The 20,050-nt window shown below is 56.6% G+C and carries 22 protein-coding genes; 21 read left to right on the plus strand and 1 reads right to left on the minus strand.

From position 1 onward, the window contains the following. Window positions 1–4 precede the first annotated feature (4 nt). The 16 genes from rpsN (at window position 5) to bfr (ending at window position 9,660) form a co-directional block, all read left to right on the plus strand. Window positions 5–310 (plus strand): 30S ribosomal protein S14, encoded by a 306-nt coding sequence (gene rpsN / locus RHM59_RS19435; protein WP_322166327.1) that lies wholly within the window; start codon window positions 5–7, stop codon window positions 308–310. Window positions 311–523: 213 nt separating this feature from the next. Further along, complete coding sequence (rpsH, locus tag RHM59_RS19440) at window positions 524–916, plus strand: 30S ribosomal protein S8 (protein ID WP_065833640.1); 393 nt, start codon at window positions 524–526, stop codon at window positions 914–916. A 12-nt stretch (window positions 917–928) separates the two neighbouring features. Further along, window positions 929–1,462, plus strand: a complete 534-nt coding sequence (gene rplF / locus RHM59_RS19445; protein ID WP_322166326.1) for a 50S ribosomal protein L6 — start codon at window positions 929–931, stop codon at window positions 1,460–1,462. Between the two features lie 10 nt (window positions 1,463–1,472). Then, window positions 1,473–1,823, plus strand: coding sequence for a 50S ribosomal protein L18 (gene rplR, locus RHM59_RS19450; RefSeq protein ID WP_322166325.1), 351 nt, complete (start codon window positions 1,473–1,475; stop codon window positions 1,821–1,823). Between the two features lie 3 nt (window positions 1,824–1,826). Next, the gene (gene rpsE, locus RHM59_RS19455; RefSeq protein ID WP_003186035.1) at window positions 1,827–2,327 is read left to right on the plus strand and encodes a 30S ribosomal protein S5; all 501 of its coding nucleotides are present in this window, start codon (window positions 1,827–1,829) and stop codon (window positions 2,325–2,327) included. Between the two features lie 2 nt (window positions 2,328–2,329). Continuing rightward, entirely contained in the window at window positions 2,330–2,506 is a 177-nt protein-coding gene (gene rpmD, locus RHM59_RS19460) for a 50S ribosomal protein L30 (RefSeq protein ID WP_003444363.1), read from the plus strand. 3 nt (window positions 2,507–2,509) lie between these two features. Beyond that, complete coding sequence (gene rplO, locus RHM59_RS19465) at window positions 2,510–2,944, plus strand: 50S ribosomal protein L15 (protein ID WP_150642939.1); 435 nt, start codon at window positions 2,510–2,512, stop codon at window positions 2,942–2,944. After that, window positions 2,945–4,273 carry a preprotein translocase subunit SecY gene (secY, locus tag RHM59_RS19470; RefSeq protein WP_322166323.1) on the plus strand — a complete coding sequence of 443 codons (1,329 nt, stop codon included), beginning with the start codon at window positions 2,945–2,947 and terminating at the stop codon, window positions 4,271–4,273. It abuts the gene before it with no gap. A 27-nt stretch (window positions 4,274–4,300) separates the two neighbouring features. Continuing rightward, the gene (gene rpmJ, locus RHM59_RS19475; protein ID WP_002555468.1) at window positions 4,301–4,417 is read left to right on the plus strand and encodes a 50S ribosomal protein L36; all 117 of its coding nucleotides are present in this window, start codon (window positions 4,301–4,303) and stop codon (window positions 4,415–4,417) included. Between the two features lie 131 nt (window positions 4,418–4,548). Next, window positions 4,549–4,905 carry a 30S ribosomal protein S13 gene (gene rpsM / locus RHM59_RS19480; protein WP_002555467.1) on the plus strand — a complete coding sequence of 119 codons (357 nt, stop codon included), beginning with the start codon at window positions 4,549–4,551 and terminating at the stop codon, window positions 4,903–4,905. A 30-nt stretch (window positions 4,906–4,935) separates the two neighbouring features. Further along, window positions 4,936–5,325, plus strand: coding sequence for a 30S ribosomal protein S11 (gene rpsK / locus RHM59_RS19485; protein ID WP_002555466.1), 390 nt, complete (start codon window positions 4,936–4,938; stop codon window positions 5,323–5,325). A gap of 18 nt (window positions 5,326–5,343) precedes the next feature. Further along, window positions 5,344–5,964, plus strand: coding sequence for a 30S ribosomal protein S4 (gene rpsD / locus RHM59_RS19490; RefSeq protein ID WP_322166322.1), 621 nt, complete (start codon window positions 5,344–5,346; stop codon window positions 5,962–5,964). Window positions 5,965–5,986: 22 nt separating this feature from the next. Then, window positions 5,987–6,988, plus strand: coding sequence for a DNA-directed RNA polymerase subunit alpha (locus RHM59_RS19495; protein WP_322166321.1), 1,002 nt, complete (start codon window positions 5,987–5,989; stop codon window positions 6,986–6,988). A gap of 42 nt (window positions 6,989–7,030) precedes the next feature. Further along, a complete protein-coding gene (gene rplQ, locus RHM59_RS19500) occupies window positions 7,031–7,417 on the plus strand; it encodes a 50S ribosomal protein L17 (RefSeq protein ID WP_299828889.1) in 387 nt (128 codons plus the stop codon). Window positions 7,418–7,590: 173 nt separating this feature from the next. Then, window positions 7,591–9,039 (plus strand): catalase, encoded by a 1,449-nt coding sequence (locus RHM59_RS19505; RefSeq protein ID WP_322166320.1) that lies wholly within the window; start codon window positions 7,591–7,593, stop codon window positions 9,037–9,039. 156 nt (window positions 9,040–9,195) lie between these two features. Continuing rightward, complete coding sequence (gene bfr / locus RHM59_RS19510) at window positions 9,196–9,660, plus strand: bacterioferritin (RefSeq protein ID WP_322166319.1); 465 nt, start codon at window positions 9,196–9,198, stop codon at window positions 9,658–9,660. A gap of 67 nt (window positions 9,661–9,727) precedes the next feature. Here bfr and uvrA read toward each other — a convergent pair whose 3' ends face one another. After that, window positions 9,728–12,571 (minus strand): excinuclease ABC subunit UvrA, encoded by a 2,844-nt coding sequence (gene uvrA, locus RHM59_RS19515; RefSeq protein ID WP_322166318.1) that lies wholly within the window; start codon window positions 12,569–12,571, stop codon window positions 9,728–9,730. Window positions 12,572–12,700: 129 nt separating this feature from the next. Here uvrA and RHM59_RS19520 point away from each other — a divergent pair, with 129 nt between their 5' ends. The 5 genes from RHM59_RS19520 to RHM59_RS25575 all read left to right on the plus strand — a co-directional run bounded on the left by RHM59_RS19520 (window position 12,701) and on the right by RHM59_RS25575 (window position 19,804). Further along, window positions 12,701–14,098, plus strand: coding sequence for an MFS transporter (locus RHM59_RS19520; protein ID WP_322166317.1), 1,398 nt, complete (start codon window positions 12,701–12,703; stop codon window positions 14,096–14,098). A gap of 9 nt (window positions 14,099–14,107) precedes the next feature. Then, a complete protein-coding gene (locus RHM59_RS19525; RefSeq protein ID WP_322166316.1) occupies window positions 14,108–14,644 on the plus strand; it encodes a single-stranded DNA-binding protein in 537 nt (178 codons plus the stop codon). Between the two features lie 346 nt (window positions 14,645–14,990). Next, window positions 14,991–19,031 (plus strand): Pls/PosA family non-ribosomal peptide synthetase, encoded by a 4,041-nt coding sequence (locus RHM59_RS19530; RefSeq protein ID WP_322285227.1) that lies wholly within the window; start codon window positions 14,991–14,993, stop codon window positions 19,029–19,031. Beyond that, entirely contained in the window at window positions 19,028–19,360 is a 333-nt protein-coding gene (locus tag RHM59_RS19535; RefSeq protein ID WP_322285228.1) for a hypothetical protein, read from the plus strand. Before RHM59_RS19530 ends, RHM59_RS19535 begins: the two co-directional genes overlap by 4 nt. Beyond that, window positions 19,361–19,804, plus strand: coding sequence for a hypothetical protein (locus RHM59_RS25575; RefSeq protein ID WP_416195029.1), 444 nt, complete (start codon window positions 19,361–19,363; stop codon window positions 19,802–19,804). Window positions 19,805–20,050: the final 246 nt, after the last annotated feature.

The raw sequence follows: 20,050 nt of genomic DNA on the forward strand, positions 1-20,050 counted from the left end.
GACAATGGCCAAGATGAGCATGAAAAACCGCGAGCTGAAACGTCAGCTCACGGTTGCCAAGTACGCCAAGGCGCGTGCAGCGTTGAAAGTTATCATCGTGGATCTGAACGCAAGTCCAGAAGCACGTTGGGAAGCTCAAGTAGCTCTGCAGAAGCAGCCACGTGACGCAAGCGCTTCGCGCATGCGTAACCGCTGCCGCATCACCGGCCGTCCACACGGTGTCTATCGCAAGTTCGGCCTCGGCCGTAACAAGCTGCGTGAAGCAGCTATGCGTGGTGACGTTCCGGGTCTGGTTAAAGCCAGCTGGTAAAGCGTTAATCTCGTTTTGCGTCGGTCGATCTTGCATAAGATCGACCCGCGTGAAGCAAGAATTTGAATCAGGCCCCTTTTGGGGCTTGATTCATTTCCGGGGTGTGTCTAGAATGATCGGCTCGCCTGAGCCCGTGTGTTCATTTGCCCGGAGTTTCTCGGCGACAAGCTATAGCCGCAAGGCTTATTTTTATGTATTAGGAGCGTCTAGCCCATGAGTATGCAGGACCCGTTAGCGGACATGCTAACTCGTATCCGTAATGCCCAGATGGCTGAAAAGCCCGTCGTAAGCATGCCATCTTCCACGTTGAAGGTTGCTGTTGCCAAAGTCCTGAAGGACGAAGGTTACATTGCGGGTTATCAGATCAGCAGCGAAATCAAACCGTTGCTATCCATCGAGCTGAAGTACTTCGAAGGCCGTCCAGTCATCGAAGAAGTGAAGCGCGTTAGCCGTCCAGGCCTGCGTCAGTACAAGTCCGTCGATGATCTGCCTAAAGTTCGTGGCGGTCTCGGTGTGTCTATCGTCTCCACCAATAAAGGTGTGATGACGGATCGTGCTGCGCGCGCTGCCGGTGTCGGCGGCGAAGTTCTTTGCACAGTGTTCTAAGGGGGGATAAGCATGTCACGCGTAGCTAAGAACCCCGTAAAGTTGCCAGCAGGCGTCGAAGTTAAACTCGTCGGCCAGCAGCTTTCGGTGAAGGGTGCCAAGGGCACTCTAGATCTGAACATCCATTCGTCCGTTGAGATTGTTGAAGAAGCTGGTGAGCTGCGTTTCGCTGCTCGCAATGGCGATCAACAAACTCGCGCAATGGCCGGCACCACTCGTGCACTGGTTAACAACATGGTCCAGGGCGTAAGCCAAGGCTTCGAGCGTAAGCTCCAGCTGGTCGGTGTTGGTTATAAAGCGCAAGCAAAAGACAAAGTGCTGTCTCTGGCACTTGGCTTTTCGCACCCGGTGGAATACGACCTGCCGAACGGCATCACCGCTGAGACTCCCAACCAGACCGATATCTTCATCCGAGGTATCGACAAGCAGTTGGTTGGTCAAGTGGCCGCTGAGATCCGCGACTTCCGCCGTCCTGAGCCATACAAAGGCAAAGGTGTGCGTTACGCGGACGAAGTCGTCCGCCGTAAAGAAGCCAAGAAGAAGTAGGGCATAGCAAATGACCGTCAAAAAAGTTACCCGACTGCGTCGCGCTCGCAAAGCACGCTTGAAAATGCACGAATTAGAAGTCGTGCGTCTCTGCGTGTACCGCTCTTCGCAGCACATTTATGCCCAGGTCATTTCGGCCGACGGCAGCAAAGTCTTGGCGAGCGCCTCGACTTTGGACAAAGACCTGCGTGATGGAGCCACTGGCAACATCGACGCGGCCACTAAGGTTGGCCAGCTGGTCGCTGAGCGTGCGAAAGCCGTCGGCGTTTCACAAGTGGCTTTCGACCGTTCTGGCTTCAAGTACCACGGCCGCGTGAAAGCGCTGGCTGATGCTGCTCGTGAAGGCGGACTGGAGTTCTAAGTTATGTCAAATAACGACCAAAAGCGCGACGAAGGCTACATTGAGAAGCTGGTTCAAGTGAACCGCGTTGCTAAAACCGTAAAAGGCGGCCGTATCTTCACCTTCACCGCGTTGACCGTGGTTGGTGATGGTAAAGGGCGTGTTGGTTTCGGTCGCGGCAAGTCACGTGAAGTGCCTGCTGCGATTCAGAAAGCAATGGAAGCTGCTCGCCGTAACATGATCCAAGTAGACCTGAACGGCACTACTCTGCAGTACGCAATGAAGTCTGCCCATGGCGCTTCGAAGGTGTACATGCAGCCTGCTTCTGAAGGTACCGGCATCATCGCTGGCGGCGCTATGCGCGCAGTGTTGGAAGTTGCTGGTGTTCAGAACGTGCTCGCCAAGTGCTATGGCTCGACTAACCCGGTAAACGTGGTTCACGCTACGTTCAAAGGTTTGAAAGCTATGCAATCTCCTGAATCTATTGCTGCCAAGCGCGGCAAAAGTGTCAAGGAGATCTTCTGATCATGGCTACCGTTAAAGTAACGCTGATCAAAAGCATGACCGGACGCATCCCTAACCACAAATTGTGCATTAAGGGTTTGGGTCTGCGTCGCATCGGTCACACTGTAGAAGTGCTGGATACTCCTGAGAATCGCGGGATGATCAACAAGGCTTACTACATGCTGCGAGTCGAGGGTTAATCGATGAAACTCAATGATCTGAGTCCAGCGCCGGGTTCCCGTCGCGAAAAGCATCGTCCGGGCCGTGGTATCGGTAGTGGTTTGGGTAAGACAGGTGGCCGCGGCCACAAAGGTCAATCCTCCCGCTCCGGTGGCACTATTGCTCCGGGCTTTGAAGGCGGCCAACAGCCGTTGCATCGTCGTCTGCCGAAGTTCGGTTTCGTTTCCCTGAAGGCTATGGATCGCGCAGAAGTGCGTTTGTCCGAATTGTCTAAAGTGGAAGGCGACATCGTCACCGTGCAGTCCCTGAAGGATGCCAACGTGATTAACCAAAACGTTCAACGTGTGAAAATCATGTTGTCCGGCGAAGTTACTCGCGCTGTCACCATCAAAGGTATCGCAGCCACCAAAGGTGCGCGTGCGGCTATCGAAGCAGCTGGCGGCAAGTTCGAGGAATAAATGGCTAAGCAAGGTGCTCTCTCAGCGCTCAGCAAAGGCGGGTTATCCGAGCTCTGGGCTCGACTGCGTTTTCTTCTGTTGGCGATTATCGTCTATCGGATAGGCGCACACATCCCAGTTCCTGGTATCAATCCGGACCGGCTGGCGGACCTGTTTCGACAGAATGAGGGGACCATTCTTAGCTTGTTCAACATGTTTTCCGGCGGCGCGCTGGAGCGGATGAGTATCTTCGCGCTGGGGATCATGCCGTACATTTCGGCATCGATCATCATGCAGTTGATGACCGCCGTCAGCCCGCAGTTGGAACAGTTGAAGAAGGAAGGTGAGGCTGGTCGTCGTAAGATCAGTCAATACACCCGCTATGGCACCGTTGTCCTCGCTCTCGTGCAAGCTATCGGCATGTCCGTTGGTTTGGCGGGGCAGGGTATAGCGTTCACTGGTGGCCTCGGCTTCTATTTCGTTGCGGTGTCCACTTTTGTGGCTGGCGCAATGTTTATGATGTGGCTGGGTGAGCAGATTACTGAGCGTGGTGTTGGTAACGGTATCTCGATGTTGATTTTTTCGGGTATCGTCGCCGGTCTTCCGAGAGCGATAGGGCAGTCTTTCGAGTCTGCGCGTCAGGGTGATATCAATATTTTCGCCTTGGTTGCCATCGGTTTGCTGGCAGTAGCGATCATCGGTTTCGTGGTGTTCATTGAGCGTGGCCAGCGTCGTATTGCTGTTCACTACGCCAAGCGTCAGCAGGGTCGTAAGGTTTTTGCTGCGCAGACAAGCCACTTGCCGTTGAAAGTGAACATGGCCGGTGTAATACCGGCTATTTTCGCGAGCAGCATTTTGCTGTTCCCGGCTTCGTTGGGTGCCTGGTTTGGTCAGTCTGAAGGTATGGGCTGGCTGCAGGACATCTCGCAGTCGATCGCTCCTGGTCAGCCGTTGAATATTCTGCTGTTTAGTGCAGGGATTATTTTCTTCTGCTTCTTCTATACGGCGTTGATGTTCAATCCGAAAGACGTAGCGGAAAACCTGAAGAAGTCCGGTGCCTTTATTCCGGGTATTCGTCCAGGTGAGCAGTCGGCGCGCTACATTGATGGCGTTTTGACTCGCTTGACCATGTTCGGTGCTCTTTATATGACGGCCGTGTGTCTGCTTCCCCAGTTTCTGGTGGTGGCAGCAAACGTACCGTTCTACCTTGGCGGGACTTCGTTGCTGATCGTCGTAGTGGTTGTGATGGACTTCATGTCCCAAGTACAATCGCACCTCGTTTCGCACCAGTACGAATCCCTGATGAAGAAAGCCAACCTGAAGGGCTACGGTAGCGGCATGCTGCGCTGAAGCACCCATAAGGTTTAGGAGTTGGTCATGAAAGTTCGTGCATCGGTTAAAAAGCTGTGCCGTAACTGCAAGATTATTCGCCGCGAAGGTGTGGTTCGAGTAATTTGCAGCGCGGAACCACGTCATAAGCAGCGCCAAGGCTGAGTGTGATTTGTGCTAAAAGCCCAGCAGCTAGTGCGCTGCTGGGTTGATTATTTGTTATTACAGCGATATTATCTCGCGCCCTATTTCTTGGCTTCCGGGGCGTAGGTAGCTGTCAATTGGAGTCCCACTGAATGGCCCGTATTGCAGGCGTTAACATTCCAGATAACAAGCATACTGTTATCTCGTTGACCTACATCTATGGTGTTGGTCGCACCACTGCACAGAAGATTTGTGCAACCACTGGGGTTAACCCAGCGGTGAAGATCAAAGATCTGAGCGACGAGCAGATTGAACAGCTGCGTGGCGAAGTGGCGAAGTTCACCACTGAAGGTGACCTGCGTCGCGAAATCAACATGAAAATCAAGCGCTTGATGGATTTGGGCTGCTATCGCGGTCTGCGCCATCGTCGTGGTCTTCCAGTGCGCGGTCAGCGTACCAAGACCAACGCGCGTACTCGCAAAGGTCCGCGTAAGCCGATCCGCAAGTAATCGCACCAGCGAATCGACAGGAAACTAGTCATGGCAAAACCTGCTGCTCGTCCTCGTAAAAAAGTTAAAAAGACAGTGGTTGATGGCATCGCCCACATCCACGCGTCGTTTAACAACACAATCGTCACCATCACCGACCGTCAAGGTAATGCGCTTTCTTGGGCTACCTCCGGTGGCTCGGGTTTCCGCGGTTCACGCAAGTCCACTCCGTTCGCTGCTCAAGTAGCCGCTGAACGTGCTGGTCAAGCTGCGCTGGAATACGGCTTGAAGAACCTCGACGTTAACGTCAAGGGTCCAGGTCCAGGTCGTGAGTCTGCTGTCCGTGCTTTGAACGGCTGTGGCTATAAGATCGCCAGCATCACCGACGTGACGCCAATCCCGCACAACGGGTGCCGTCCGCCGAAGAAGCGCCGCGTGTAATCCAGGAGACTGTAAGAAATGGCTCGTTACATTGGTCCAAAATGCAAGCTTGCACGTCGTGAAGGCACCGATCTCTTCTTGAAGAGCGGCGTCCGCGCTATCGAATCCAAGTGCAACATCGAAGCAGCCCCTGGTATCCACGGCCAACGCCGCGGTCGCCAGTCCGATTACGGCACCCAACTGCGTGAAAAGCAGAAGGTCCGTCGTATTTACGGCGTTCTCGAACGTCAATTCAGTGGTTATTACAAAGAAGCAGCCGGCAAGAAAGGCGCTACTGGTGAGAACCTGCTGCAATTGCTCGAATGCCGTTTGGACAACGTTGTATACCGTATGGGCTTTGGTTCGACTCGCGCCGAATCTCGTCAGTTGGTATCGCACAAGTCGGTCAGCATTAACGGCAAAACCGTTAACGTTCCGTCGTATCAGGTTCGTCCTGGTGACGTGGTCGCTATCCGCGAGAAGGCTAAGAACCAACTGCGCATTGTCCAAGCTCTCGATCTGTGTGCCCAACGTGGCCGCGTAGAATGGGTAGAAGTAGACACTGAGAAAAAATCTGGCGTCTTCAAAAACGTTCCAGCTCGCAGTGATCTTTCCGCCGACATCAACGAAAGCCTGATTGTCGAGCTCTACTCCAAGTAAGGGCTAGAAAATAGGTGCATCCATGCAGATTTCGGTAAATGAGTTCCTGACACCCCGTCACATTGACGTGCAGGTTGTCAGTCCAACCCGCGCTAAAATCACACTCGAGCCTCTCGAGCGTGGTTTCGGCCACACCCTGGGCAATGCGCTGCGTCGCATCTTGTTGTCCTCAATGCCCGGCTGTGCAGTAGTCGAGGCCGAGATTGACGGTGTACTCCATGAGTACAGCGCCATCGAAGGTGTACAGGAAGATGTCATTGAAATCCTGTTGAACCTTAAAGGTCTCGCTATCAAGCTGCACGGTCGTGACGAAGTTACGCTGACCTTGTCGAAGAAGGGTTCGGGGGTGGTTACCGCTGCCGATATTCAGCTGGATCATGATGTCGAGATCGTTAATCCCGATCACGTAATCGCTAACCTGGCGTCTAACGGCGCCTTGAACATGAAGCTCACCGTAGCTCGTGGTCGTGGTTATGAGCCGGCCGATTCGCGTCAGAGCGATGAAGACGAAAGCCGCAGCATTGGTCGCTTGCAGGTTGACTCTTCGTTTAGCCCGGTTCGCCGTATCGCATACGTGGTGGAAAACGCCCGTGTCGAACAGCGTACTAACCTGGACAAGCTGGTTATTGATCTGGAAACCAACGGCACGTTGGATCCTGAAGAGGCTATTCGCCGCGCTGCAACCATTCTGCAACAGCAGTTGGCTGCGTTCGTCGATCTCAAAGGTGATAGCGAGCCAGTGGTTATCGAACAGGAAGACGAGATCGATCCGATCCTGCTCCGTCCGGTTGACGATCTGGAACTGACTGTACGTTCGGCCAACTGCCTTAAGGCGGAGAACATTTACTACATCGGTGACCTGATTCAGCGCACCGAAGTAGAACTGTTGAAGACTCCGAACCTGGGCAAGAAATCCTTGACCGAAATCAAGGACGTTCTGGCCTCCCGTGGTCTGTCCCTCGGCATGCGCCTCGACAACTGGCCGCCTGCAAGTCTTAAGAAGGACGACAAGGCGACTGCCTGATCGTCGTAACCACCGAACGTTGTGTTTGGTAAGGAATGAACCATGCGTCATCGTAAAAGTGGACGTCATCTGAGCCGTACTAGCTCTCACCGTAAGGCCATGTTTCAAAACATGGCGGTGTCGCTGTTCGAGCACGAGCTGATCAAAACTACACTGCCGAAAGCCAAGGAACTGCGTCGCGTTGCTGAGCCGCTGATCACCCTGGCTAAGATCGACAGTCTGGCTAACCGCCGCCTGGCATTCGACCGTACTCGTTCGAAAGCCATCGTTGGTAAGCTGTTCAACGATCTGGGCAAGCGTTATGCAACCCGTGAGGGTGGCTACTTGCGCATCCTCAAGTGCGGTTTCCGCACTGGCGACAATGCGCCTATGGCGTACGTCGAACTGGTTGATCGTCCTATCGGTGGTGTTGTAGAAGCCGCTGAATAAGACGTCAGTCTGATCAAAGAACCGGGCCTAGTGCCCGGTTTTTTGTTATCTGTGAATTATAAAATTCTATCGATCTTCACAATTTAATGAATTTGCTGGTGTAACGTTTTTGACGAATACTCCGTTTCATGCCGATTAGCCGGCAAGATATGTTCGCCAGAGGAAGACTTTGCATGAGCCAGAATAAAACGCTTACAACCGCCAGCGGCGCCCCTGTCGCCGACAACCAGAATTCTCGTTCCGCCGGCCCCCGAGGCCCGTTATTGCTTGATGACTTCCACCTGATCGAAAAGCTCGCGCACTTCAACCGTGAAAACGTCCCTGAACGCCGCGTCCATGCGAAAGGGTCAGGTGCCCACGGTACGTTTACGGTAAACCGCGACATCACTCAGTACACCAGCGCAAAACTGTTCGACACCGTTGGTAAGCAGACCCCGATTTTCATGCGCTTTTCCACAGTCGGTGGCGAACGCGGTTCAGCTGACACTGAGCGCGACCCACGTGGCTTCTCCGTAAAGTTTTATACCGAAGAGGGCAACTGGGACATTGTTGGCAACAACACGCCCGTGTTCTTCATCCGTGACCCGCTTAAATTCCCGGATTTCATCCACACCCAAAAGCGTCAGCCACAAACCAACTTGAAAAGCGGGCAAATGGTGTGGGACTTCTGGTCGCACTCACCAGAAGCGCTGCACCAAGTCACGATCCTGTTCTCGGATCGCGGCATTCCAGACGGCTATCGCTTCATGCACGGCTTCGGCAGCCACACTTACAGCCTGATCAGCGCCAACGGCGAGCGTCACTGGGTCAAATGGCACTACAAGACCAAGCAGGGCATCAAAAACCTTGCCGCGGCAGACGCTGCGCGCTTGGCAGGTACTGACCCGGATTATTCGCAGCGCGACCTGTTTTCTGCGATTGAACGAGGCGACTTCCCGAAATGGCAAGTCTGCATCCAGATCATGACCGAAACCCAGGCGGGCGCTCATCACGAAAATCCGTTTGACGTCACCAAAACCTGGTCGCAGAAAGAATATCCGCTGATTGAAGTGGGCGAGCTTGAGCTGAACCGTAACCCGGCGAACTACTTCGCTGAAGTTGAACAAGTGGCATTCGGTCCAAGCAACATGGTGCCTGGCGTTGGCTTGTCACCAGACCGCATGCTGCAAGGTCGGGTCTTTGCCTACGCCGACGCGCATCGCTATCGCATTGGTACAAACCACCAGCAGTTGCCGATCAACGCACCGAAAAGCCCGGTTCACAGCTACCAGCGTGATGGGTCAATGCGTTTTGGTGACAATGGGGGCGGTACGCCTAACTACGAGCCGAACAGCTACGCCGACGCGCCGAAACAAGCCCCGGCCTACGCTGAGCCCGCGTTGGCATTGAGCGGCGTGGCAACCCGTTACGATCATCGGGAAGACACCGATTACTTCAGCCATGCAGGCGCGCTCTTCAACTTAATGAGTGCCGAACAGAAGGCTCTGCTGATCAACAACATTGCTGGCTCTATGTCCGGCGTCACCAGCGATGTCGTTCAACGTCAGCTGCAGTATTTCTACAAAGCTGATCCAGCTTACGGCGAAGGTGTTGCCAAAGCCTTGGGTGTTCAACTCGGCTGACTCTAAGTGATAAACAGAACCGCCCTCATTTGGGCGGTTTTTCCCATCCAGTTGTCCGACTTTCGCAGAATTTTAACGTTTTAATGCGTTTTCTGAAGTGACCTTCTCCTCGGCTTGGTCCAGACTAGGGCCTTTCAAGTAGGGAGATTTAGGGCGATGCAAGGTCACCCAGTAGTAATCGATTACCTCAAGACGTTGCTGACAGGCGAACTGGCAGCGCGTGATCAATATTTTATCCATTCTCGGATGTACGAAGATTGGGGCTTCAGTAAGCTCTACGAACGTATGAGCCATGAGATGCAGGAAGAGACGGAGCACGCCGACGCGTTGATGCGCCGGATTCTGATGCTCGAAGGCACTCCGCGTATGCGTGCTGATGATGTAGACGTCGGTACCACGGTCCCTGAGATGCTCGCCAGCGATTTGCGCCTGGAATACAAGGTCCGTGCCGCGCTTTGCCAGGGCATCGCCCTGTGTGAGCTGCACAAGGACTACGTTTCCCGCGACATTCTTCGTGTTCAGTTGGCCGATACCGAAGAAGATCACACCTATTGGCTAGAGCAGCAATTGGGTCTGATCAAATCGATTGGCTTGGAAAATTACCTGCAATCGCAGTTCTGATTCCAGCACCGCAATAAAAAGCCCCTGCCGCAGCGATGCGACAGGGGCTTTTTAATGCGCTATCAAGCTAGACCGCAGTGGCTTTATCCCGAATCAGCAACGGCTTGAGGTAGTGACCGGTGTAGGACTGCTCCATCTCGGCGACTTCCTCTGGCGTGCCACAGGCGATGATTTGACCACCTTTGGAGCCGCCTTCTGGCCCAAGGTCGACAAGCCAGTCGGCCGTCTTGATCACGTCCAGGTTGTGCTCGATCACCACCACGGTGTTGCCGTGATCGCGCAAGCGGTGCAGCACATCGAGCAACTGCTGAATATCCGCGAAGTGCAGGCCGGTAGTCGGCTCATCAAGGATATACAGGGTCTTGCCGGTATCGCGCTTGGACAGCTCGCGAGACAGCTTGACCCGCTGCGCTTCACCACCGGACAGCGTGGTCGCGGATTGTCCTAGCTTGATGTAGGACAAACCCACGTCCATCAGCGTCTGAAGCTTGCGAGCCAGCGCTGGCACTGCATCGAAGAATACCCGCGCTTCCTCGATGGTCATTTCCAAGACCTCGTGGATGCTTTTGCTCTTGTATTTGATCTCCAGCGTTTCGCGGTTATAACGCTTGCTCTTGCACACGTCGCACGGCACATAGATGTCCGGCAGAAAGTGCATTTCGACCTTGATCAAGCCATCGCCCTGACACGCTTCACAGCGCCCACCCTTCACGTTGAACGAGAAGCGCCCAGGGCCATAACCCCGTGATCGCGACTCCGGCACCCCGGAAAACAATTCGCGGATAGGCGTGAACAACCCGGTGTACGTCGCCGGGTTGGAGCGCGGCGTCCGCCCGATAGGGCTCTGGTCGATGTCGACCACTTTGTCCAAATGCTGCAGACCGTCGATGCTGTCATGCACCGCCGCTTCAAGCGTGGTGGCACCGTTGAGGGCCGTGGCGCTCAAAGGAAACAGCGTGTTGTTGATCAGCGTCGACTTGCCCGAGCCGGAAACACCCGTCACGCAGGTCAGCAAGCCAATCGGGATTTCCAGATCGACATTGCGCAAGTTATTGCCGCGAGCGCCTTTGAGCGTCAGCGACAGCTTCTTGTTACGCGGCGTGCGCTTGGCCGGCACTTCTATCTTCACGCGTCCCGACAGGTATTTGCCGGTCAGCGAATCCGGGTGTGCCATAACTTCAGCGGGCGTGCCCTCGGCGACAACGTGGCCGCCGTGAATGCCGGCGCCCGGGCCGATGTCCACCACGTAGTCCGCCAGACGAATCGCGTCTTCGTCGTGCTCAACCACAATCACCGTATTACCGATATCGCGCAGGTGTTTCAGCGTGCCCAACAGGCGGTCGTTATCCCGTTGGTGCAGGCCAATGGACGGCTCATCGAGAATGTACAACACCCCCACAAGACCCGCGCCGATCTGGCTCGCTAGACGGATACGCTGCGCCTCGCCACCAGACAAGGTGTCGGCGCTACGGTCCAGAGACAAGTAGTCAAGTCCGACGTTGACCAAAAATTGCAAGCGCTCGCGAATTTCCTTGAGAATCTTGTCGGCAATTTCACCGCGTCGGCCCGTCAGTTTCAGCGTGGCGAAATATTCAGTCGCATCGCCAATTGGCAGGCTGGTCACCGCAGGCAAGGTTTTCTCGCCGACCCACACGTGACGCGCTTCGCGACGCAAACGCGTGCCACGGCAGTCAGGGCACGGCTGAGTGCTGAGAAACTTGGCCAGTTCCTCACGAACCGTTGCCGATTCAGTCTCGCGGTAACGCCGCTCAAGGTTTGGCACGATGCCCTCGAAAGGGTGCGCACGCTTAACGATGTCGCCGCGATCATTGAGATACCGGAAGTCGACGTTTTGCGTACCGCTGCCATTCAGCAAAATCTTCTGCTGGTCAGCCGGTAACTCGTTGAACGGCACTTCCAGGCTGAAGCCGTAGTGACTCGCCAGCGAACCGAGCATCTGGAAGTAATACACGTTGCGCCGGTCCCAGCCGCGAATCGCGCCCTCGGCCAGCGTCAGTTCACCGTTGACCAACCGCTTGATGTCGAAAAACTGCTTCACGCCCAAACCGTCGCAAGTCGGGCACGCGCCGGCCGGGTTGTTGAAGGAGAACAGCTTAGGTTCCAGCTCGCTGATTGCATGCCCACAAATCGGACAGGCAAAGCGCGCCGAGAAAATCATTTCTTCGCCGGGCTCGTCGTCCATCGGCGCCACCCAGGCGATACCGTCAGCCAACTTCAGCGCGGTTTCAAACGATTCGGCAAGCCGCTGCTGCATGTCCTCGCGCACCTTGAAGCGGTCAACCACCACATCAATAGAGTGCTTCTTCTGCTTGTCGAGCTTGGGCAACTCATCTAGCTCGCACAGCCGGCCATTGACTCGGGCGCGGACGAAGCCTTGAGCGCGCAACTCTTCGAAGATCGCCAAGTGCTCGCCCTTGCGTTCACGGATTACGGGCGCGAGCAGCATCAGCTTGCTGCCTTCCGGTTGCGCCAGCACCAAGTCGACCATTTGGCTGACCGTCTGCGCTTCCAGCGCAATATCGTGATCCGGGCAGCGCGGCTGACCGACCCGTGCATAAAGCAGGCGCAGGTAATCGTAAATTTCAGTAATCGTACCCACGGTCGAGCGTGGGTTGTGCGACGTGGACTTCTGTTCGATAGAAATCGCCGGCGATAGCCCTTCAATCGTATCGACGTCCGGTTTTTCCATCATCGACAGAAATTGCCGCGCGTACGCAGAAAGCGATTCGACATAGCGCCGCTGCCCTTCGGCGTACAGCGTGTCAAAGGCCAGCGACGACTTGCCAGAGCCGGAAAGCCCGGTAATAACGATCAATTTGTCGCGTGGCAGGGTTAGGTCAATGTTCTTCAAGTTGTGGGTTCGGGCCCCACGTATCACGATCTTGTCCACTGCGGCCTCGCTTGGCGGGCATAAACACGGGAGTATACGGCTCCATGCCAGTACGCGGCAAAGCGTCGCGTATGTGCTGCTAACCGATGGGACTGGTAGAATCATTGCCGGTTCACATGAGGTTTCTCCATGCACGATCCCCTTAGCGAACGCATGAGTGGCAGCGAGACCCGCGCAGCAAGCGGCCTGGCGCTGGTGTTCGCCTTCCGAATGCTTGGCATGTTTATGGTTTTACCGGTCCTCGCCACCTACGGCATGGACCTCGCGGGCGCTTCTCCAGCGCTCATCGGTTTGGCAATCGGCGCGTATGGCCTGACCCAAGCAGTGCTGCAGATACCGTTCGGGATGATTTCTGACCGAATCGGTCGGCGGCCAGTTATTTATTTAGGCTTGATTATCTTTGCCCTTGGCAGTTTGTTGGCGGCCAACGCGGACTCAATCTGGGGCGTGATCGCCGGGCGGATCCTACAAGGTGCGGGCGCGATATCGGCGGCTGTCATGGCGTTGTTATCGGACCTTACCCGTGAGCAGCATCGCACCAAGGCCATGGCCATGATCGGTATGACCATTGGCCTGTCGTTCGCGGTGGCCATGGTTGTCGGGCCGTTGTTGACGAGGGCGTTCGGCTTGTCCGGGTTATTTCTGGCCACGGGCGGCATGGCATTGTTGGGAATTCTCGTCGTCGCCTTCATGGTGCCGCATTCAACCGGACCGCTGACCCATCGGGAATCGGGCGTTGCACGAGCAGCGTTGGGCGCGACACTGCGTCATCCCGACCTGCTGCGACTGGATTTAGGTATCTTCGTGTTGCACGCGATGCTCATGTCCAGCTTCGTCGCGCTGCCCTTGGCCCTGGTCGAAAAAGCCGGTTTGCCCAAAGAACAGCACTGGTGGGTCTACCTGACCGCTTTGCTGATTTCGTTCTTCGCGATGATTCCGTTCATCATCTACGGTGAGAAAAAACGCCAGATGAAGCGCGTCCTGCTCGGCGCCGTCTGCGTGCTGTTGCTGACTGAGCTATTCTTCTGGGCGTTCGGCGATACGTTGCGGGCGTTGGTGATTGGAACGGTGGTGTTTTTCACCGCATTCAATCTGCTGGAAGCTTCGCTGCCATCGCTGATCAGTAAAGTGTCACCGGCGGGCGCCAAAGGCACGGCCATGGGGATTTATTCCACCAGCCAGTTCCTCGGTTCAGCCGCAGGAGGCATTCTTGGAGGCTGGCTTTTTCAGCACGGAGGACTCAGTATTGTGTTCCTCGGCGGTGCCGCTCTATGCGCCATCTGGCTAGCCTTTGCTGTAACTATGCGCGAACCACCGTACGTGACGAGCCTACGCGTGCCGTTGACGCCTGAAGCACAACGCGAAGGCGGCCTGATCGCGCGTTTGATGGCCGTCCCGGGGGTAACAGATGCGGTAGTCGTCAGTGACGAAGCTGCCATCTATATCAAATTGGATACCGAATTATTGGATCGCAACTCCCTTGAGCGCTTGGTCAACGACCCGGAGCCAGCGGAATGCGAAGCCTAGGAGAACGTTATGGCCCGTGGGGTTAACAAAGTCATATTGGTCGGTACATGCGGCCAGGATCCCGAAGTTCGCTACTTGCCTAACGGTAACGCCGTGACCAACCTGAGTCTGGCGACCAGCGAACAATGGACCGACAAACAAACCGGTCAGAAAGTCGAAAAGACTGAATGGCACCGTGTTTCGATGTTCGGCAAAGTCGCTGAAATCGCTGGCGAATACCTGCGCAAAGGTTCGCAGGTCTACATCGAGGGCAAGCTGCAAACCCGCGAGTGGGAAAAAGACGGCATCAAGCGCTACACCACTGAAATCGTCGTCGACATGCAAGGCACTATGCAACTGCTGGGCGGTCGCCCACAAGGCGACGGTGCTCCACAGGGTCAAGGCGGCAACAGCAACTCTGCGCCACGCCCTCAACAGCAGCGTCCGCAGCAGTCATCGCAGCCGCAGCAATCCCAGCCACAACGCGAATCGCGTCCTGCTCCCCAGCAGCAAGCGCCGCAACCGGCTCCGGATTTTGATAGTTTTGATGACGATATTCCATTCTAGAGTACCGCTCCTAAAGAACTAAGCAGAGGCTCCCAGCTCAAACAGCCGGGGGCCTTTTTTGTTAGCCCCATCTAACCCTCGATAACACCTCCATCCTGCGCATCACCCCTCAAACGCATCTAACTCTAAATAACTCCCCCGACAAACGGTCCCACCCAACGCCACCAACCCCAAAACCTCACCCCAACTTCGCAACCCCCCATCCCGCTCCCCACCCACACCAAGCGTTCAACCTCCGTACAGCTTTCCTCTGACAGACTCATTTTTGCCGAGCCCCAGCGCCTAAAGGGATAGCCTGCCGCCGCCCCCCAATACTTCCAAAAACAATAATCCGAAGGCCTCCCCCATGAATACTTCGACTTTGCTGGAGCCTGATCAGAGCGTCTGTTTATCAGACGTGCTGTATGGCGCGATTCGCCCTGAGTTTTTGCGTGAGGAGGTGCTTGCCGATTTGCTCGAAGCCAGCGCGCTGCGCAGTCCGGGGCAGATTGCTTTGATTTTTGGGGATCGGCAGCTCAGCTACCGCGAGTTGGATCGGCAGGCGGATCAGGTGGCGTCGGGTTTGATCAATGCGGGCGTGTTGCCGGGGCAGATTGTCGGGTTGTGGCTGCCACGCGGTATCGAATTGTTAGTGATGCAAGCGGGTATCGCTAAGGCGGGAGCGGCGTGGTTGCCGCTGGATCAGGACACGCCGGTTGACCGCTTGCACATCTGCATGGACGACGCGGGGGCGGTGGGCGTTGTGTGTTGTGAGGCGTTGGCGTCGAGCTTGTCCGGCATTGGTCTGCCGCTGTGGACTGCCGAGGCGTTGTTGAGCCCAGGGGAGGGTGCGTTGTTGCGTCGGCACGGCGCGTTGCCGGAGCATCCTGCTTATGTGATCTACACCTCGGGTTCTACCGGGAAGCCCAAAGGCATCGTGATTTCCCAGCGCAGCATTTGCCACTTTTTGCGCAGTGAAAACGCGGTGCTTGGCATCCGCGCGGCGGACCGGGTGTATCAAGGTTTCTCTGTAGCGTTTGACATGTCGTTCGAAGAAATCTGGATCGCCTATCTGGTGGGCGCGACGCTGTGGATCGGCCCCAAAGAAACCAGCGGCGACCCGGAAACCTTGCCACGCATGCTGACCGAGCAGCGCATCAGCGTGTTGCACGCCGTCCCGACTTTGCTGGCGTTGTTCAGCGAAGACGTGCCGAGCCTGCGCCTGATCAACCTCGGCGGCGAGATGTGCCCCGAGTCGTTGGTAGAGCGCTGGAGCCGGGCCGGTCGGCAGATGTTCAACACCTATGGACCCACCGAAGCGACAGTCTCGGCCAGCCTTGCGCGGCTGTCGCCTGGGCAGCCGGTCACCATCGGAACGCCATTGCCCAATTATGGTTTGTTGGTGATTGCCCCCGATGTGGTGGCCGGCCTCCCGTTAATCCTGTTGCCTCGTGGTCAGACCGGCGAGCTGTGCATCATCGGCCCCGGCTTGGCCGACGGTTACCTCGGGCGGCCGGACCTGACCGTGGAAAAATTCCTGCCCAATCCATGGGCCACGGGTTACCACGATGAGTGCCTTTACCGCACCGGTGACTTGGCGCGAATAGACGTCGACGGCCAGGTGCAGTGCCTGGGTCGGGCCGATGATCAAGTAAAAATTCGCGGTTTCCGGGTTGAGCTGGGTGAAATCGAATCCCTGCTGGCGCAGCAGCCCGGCGTCGGCACGGTGGCGGTTTTGCTGCGCAACGAAGACGGTATCGACCAACTGATTGCCTATCTGGTCGCGGACACTGTATTGCCGCCCCAAACCTTGGCCGCTCAGTTGCGTAAAACCCTGCAAGCGTCTTTACCGGCCTACATGGTACCGGGGCGGTTCGAGCTGCTGGACAGCATGCCGCGCCTGACCTCTGGGAAGATTGACCGTAAAACGCTCAAGTCCCGACCAATCAGCATTGATACCAGCAGCGCCAGTCTTGAGTCCGACGTGGCTGAGAGCGCGGCCGAGCAGTTTCTGTTTGCAGCTTTGGGAGCACTCTTCCCCAGCCAGCCAATCCGCCGCGATGCTGACTTTTTCACAGATCTGGGCGGCCACTCGTTCTTCGCCGCCCGGCTGGCCTCAGCCTTGCGCGCCGATGCACGGTTTGCCCACATCACCGTGCGCGACATTTATCATCAGCGTCGCGTCGGTGCCATCGCCGCCGTATTGGAGCAAACCCCTGAGCAAGGCCCGGCCCACGTGACGTGGACGCCGCCTTCAGCTTTTCGTCGTTGGCGCTGTGGCGCGGCTCAGGCACTGGCATTACCGGCGCTGGTCTGCCTACGAATGATCCAATGGCTGGCGCCGTTTTTTGCGTACGACTTTCTTACCAGCAATTCGGGCGACTCCGCAGCTTTCGCCACCGTCGCCTCGGTGGCGGTATTCCTAGCGGCTACCGTGTTGCAATTCGGCGTCGCGATCATTGGTAAATGGCTGCTTGCGGGCCGGCTGAAACCGGGCAGTTACCCGTTGTGGGGCGTGATTTATTACCGCTGGTGGGCCGCCGATCGTCTGGTCGAGTCGGCGCCGGTGTACCTGTTGAGTGGCTCATCGCTTTACCCCCTCTGGTTGCGTGCGCTCGGTGCCAAAATCGGCAGCGAGGTCATCATTGGTTCGATGAACGTGCGGGCTCCAGAGCTGTTGGTCATCGGTAACGAGGTTAGCGTCGGCAACGGGGTCAGCTTCGAAAACGCCCGTGTTGAACGCGGAGAGTTGCACTTGGGCGCCATCACCGTGGGCGACAACGCCTGCGTCAGTTCTTATGTGGTGATGGAAGGCGGCACTGCCGTCGGCGAACTCGGCCATTTAGAGGCTCAATCAGCCCTGGCTCAGGGTTGCAAGGTACCGGCTGGCCGGGTCTGGAAAGGTTCGCCAGCACGGGATGTCGGCGCGTTCGATGCTCGATCCCAGCGACCAAGGCCTGACGTCACGCAGCAACGTCGTCTCGGGGAGACGCTGTTTTTCGTGTTTGGCATCCTCCTTGTCGCCCTGCTGTTTTTCATCCCGGTGTTTCCGACCTTTGTGCTGATCGACTGGCTTGACGTGCAGAGCGTTATGCCTTGGCTGCAAGGTGACTCCGTTGTCGTGCAACTGGCGCGCTATTTCGTCTTGGCGTTCCCGGCCAGTGCCGTACTGATTGTGCTGACTGCATTGTTATCGGCGGCCCTGCGCTGGATCGCGCTGCCGCGCCTGAAACCTGGCAGCTACCCGGTTCACAGCACGACCTACTGTGCCAAATGGTTGGTCAGTCATATTCAAGAATCGAGCTTGAACGTGTTGTCCGGCATTTACGCCACGGTTTATGCGCCGTTCTGGTTTCGTCTGCTAGGCGCCAAGGTCGGCCGCGACGCCGAGATTTCCACCGCCCAAGGGGTTATCCCGGACATGCTGACGCTGGGCGATGAAACCTTCATTGCCGACGCCGTTATGCTCGGCGACGAGCAGATCGACGGTGGCTGGATGACCATGCGCCCAACGGTGATCTCCCACCGTAGCTTCGTCGGCAATGGCAGCTACATTCCAGACGGCACCGTGTTGCCGGAGAACGTCTTGATCGGCGTTCATTCCCACGCGCCACTCAACTCACAACTGTCGGACGGCGACACGTGGCTCGGTTCGCCGCCAATCAATCTGCCGGCGCGGGAAAAGGTCATCGGCAGCTACCCCGAGTCCCTGACCTTTCGCCCATCGCCCCTGCGGCGGTTAGCACGGGGATCGATTGAAGCGGTGCGCATCGTTGTACCTCACGCGTTGGTGGTCGCGGTCGGTTACACCGTGATGCTCGATTTGATGCCGCTGGCCAAAGACGGTCGCTGGGCGGCAGTGATCGGCTACCTCGCCCTTATTGGACTGGCGTATGGCGTCGGCAATTACCTGTTTGTCGTGGCATTGAAATGGCTGCTGATGGGCCGTTATCGCAAGCGCGCCGAACCAATGTGGACCCCGTTTGTGTGGGTGTCCGAAAGCATCACCAGTGTCTACGAAAGCATGGCGGCGCCGAACTTCATGCGTTACCTGAGGGGCACGCCGTGGTTGCCTTTGGCGTTCAATCTGCTGGGCTGCAAGATTGGCCCAGGGGTGTACATGGACACTACAGACATCACCGAATTCGATTGCGTCTCCATTGGCGATGACAGCGAGTTGAACGCAGGTGTGTGCCCCCAAACCCACCTGTTCGAAGACCGAATAATGAAAATCGATCACGTGGTTATCGGCAAGCGAGTCTACATGGGGCCACGCAGCGCCGTGCTGTACAGCGCGCAAGTGGGTGACGACGCACGCCTTGGTCCGCTGACGTTGGTAATGAAAGGCGAACACATTCCGGCCACCAGCAGTTGGACCGGTTGTCCGGCGGCACCGGCCCGAGCATGATCCCTAACGCGCTCGACGCCTTAACCGTATTTCCATGGCCTGGTCCGCCGTCGCACATACGGACCGGCGTGCTATTGCTGCGCACCGCAACCCCGGTCGGCGCCAGTCGAGTCTACGCCAGGGATCACATTCGGCAGGCGTTAACCGAAACCCTCGCACTGACCCTGAATGTGCCGCAGTCGGCTATCGTGGTTATGTCGACGCCAGGACAACGGCCGCACATTGTCATTTCGGGTATCGGTGAAGTGGGTTTGTCGATCAGCCACGAAAGCACCCTGTCGCTGGCGGCGGTGAATTTACACGGCCAAGTCGGCGTAGACGTGATGTAGGTGCAGCAAACGCCAGATTGGCACGCGGTGGCGCTTGATTATCTCGGTCCGGTCGTCGCGGCGCAGTTAATGGACATTGAACCTGCGCAGCGTGAGAAGGCGTTCGCCCAAGCCTGGTGTGCCCATGAAGCGCGTCTGAAATGCCGAGGTTGGGCGTTGGATGAGTGGTCCCAAGAGAAACAACTCTCGTGCCGTACTTCAGAACTGGCGTTGCCCGAGGGTTTCGTTGGCGCATTGGCCCTGTGTTCCACAAAGGCCCCCCTCGCTAAACAACGCTCCGGTTTTTCTGCCGGAGCCATCACCTCATCTATCGCCCGTTTGTCTAGCTCCAGCGCGCCTTCCACTGCGCCCGTTGCTGATTTGCCTGATCTCAACCCATCGAAATCGCCGTTTCCAGATATCTGCTCATGGCTTCGACCCGACTGCGAGTCTTGTCGGCTGTAGGCGGGGTGGTTCATATAAGCCGCGTCGCTGCGTCGCCGCCTCGCCAACAAGTTGGCTCTCAGATCCTGTGGGAGCAGGCTTGCCTGCGAAGAGGCCCATCAGCCCCCTGCTGATTTCGAGCGGAAAACCTGGGTCGCCGACATTGATGCAGCAAACGCAATCTGTAGGGGCCAACGTGTTGGCGATAGGCTGAATGCGGTTTATCAGGCACACCGCTTCGCGAACACGTTCACTCCTATAGCCGAT

It is taken from the genome of Pseudomonas sp. MH10 (assembly GCF_034353045.1).
Lineage (GTDB): Bacteria > Pseudomonadota > Gammaproteobacteria > Pseudomonadales > Pseudomonadaceae > Aquipseudomonas.

Coding starts and splice junctions, on each gene's coding strand:
- bfr (WP_322166319.1), top strand. CDS start 9,196: ATGCAAGGTCACCCAGTAGTAATCGATTACCTCAAGACGTTGCTGACA.
- rpmJ (WP_002555468.1), top strand. CDS start 4,301: ATGAAAGTTCGTGCATCGGTTAAAAAGCTGTGCCGTAACTGCAAGATT.
- rpsH (WP_065833640.1), top strand. CDS start 524: ATGAGTATGCAGGACCCGTTAGCGGACATGCTAACTCGTATCCGTAAT.
- secY (WP_322166323.1), top strand. CDS start 2,945: ATGGCTAAGCAAGGTGCTCTCTCAGCGCTCAGCAAAGGCGGGTTATCC.
- rpsM (WP_002555467.1), top strand. CDS start 4,549: ATGGCCCGTATTGCAGGCGTTAACATTCCAGATAACAAGCATACTGTT.
- rplR (WP_322166325.1), top strand. CDS start 1,473: ATGACCGTCAAAAAAGTTACCCGACTGCGTCGCGCTCGCAAAGCACGC.
- rplQ (WP_299828889.1), top strand. CDS start 7,031: ATGCGTCATCGTAAAAGTGGACGTCATCTGAGCCGTACTAGCTCTCAC.
- rpmD (WP_003444363.1), top strand. CDS start 2,330: ATGGCTACCGTTAAAGTAACGCTGATCAAAAGCATGACCGGACGCATC.
- RHM59_RS19505 (WP_322166320.1), top strand. CDS start 7,591: ATGAGCCAGAATAAAACGCTTACAACCGCCAGCGGCGCCCCTGTCGCC.
- RHM59_RS19520 (WP_322166317.1), top strand. CDS start 12,701: ATGCACGATCCCCTTAGCGAACGCATGAGTGGCAGCGAGACCCGCGCA.
- rpsE (WP_003186035.1), top strand. CDS start 1,827: ATGTCAAATAACGACCAAAAGCGCGACGAAGGCTACATTGAGAAGCTG.
- RHM59_RS19495 (WP_322166321.1), top strand. CDS start 5,987: ATGCAGATTTCGGTAAATGAGTTCCTGACACCCCGTCACATTGACGTG.
- rpsD (WP_322166322.1), top strand. CDS start 5,344: ATGGCTCGTTACATTGGTCCAAAATGCAAGCTTGCACGTCGTGAAGGC.
- rpsN (WP_322166327.1), top strand. CDS start 5: ATGGCCAAGATGAGCATGAAAAACCGCGAGCTGAAACGTCAGCTCACG.
- rplF (WP_322166326.1), top strand. CDS start 929: ATGTCACGCGTAGCTAAGAACCCCGTAAAGTTGCCAGCAGGCGTCGAA.
- rplO (WP_150642939.1), top strand. CDS start 2,510: ATGAAACTCAATGATCTGAGTCCAGCGCCGGGTTCCCGTCGCGAAAAG.
- RHM59_RS19525 (WP_322166316.1), top strand. CDS start 14,108: ATGGCCCGTGGGGTTAACAAAGTCATATTGGTCGGTACATGCGGCCAG.
- RHM59_RS19535 (WP_322285228.1), top strand. CDS start 19,028: ATGATCCCTAACGCGCTCGACGCCTTAACCGTATTTCCATGGCCTGGT.
- RHM59_RS19530 (WP_322285227.1), top strand. CDS start 14,991: ATGAATACTTCGACTTTGCTGGAGCCTGATCAGAGCGTCTGTTTATCA.
- rpsK (WP_002555466.1), top strand. CDS start 4,936: ATGGCAAAACCTGCTGCTCGTCCTCGTAAAAAAGTTAAAAAGACAGTG.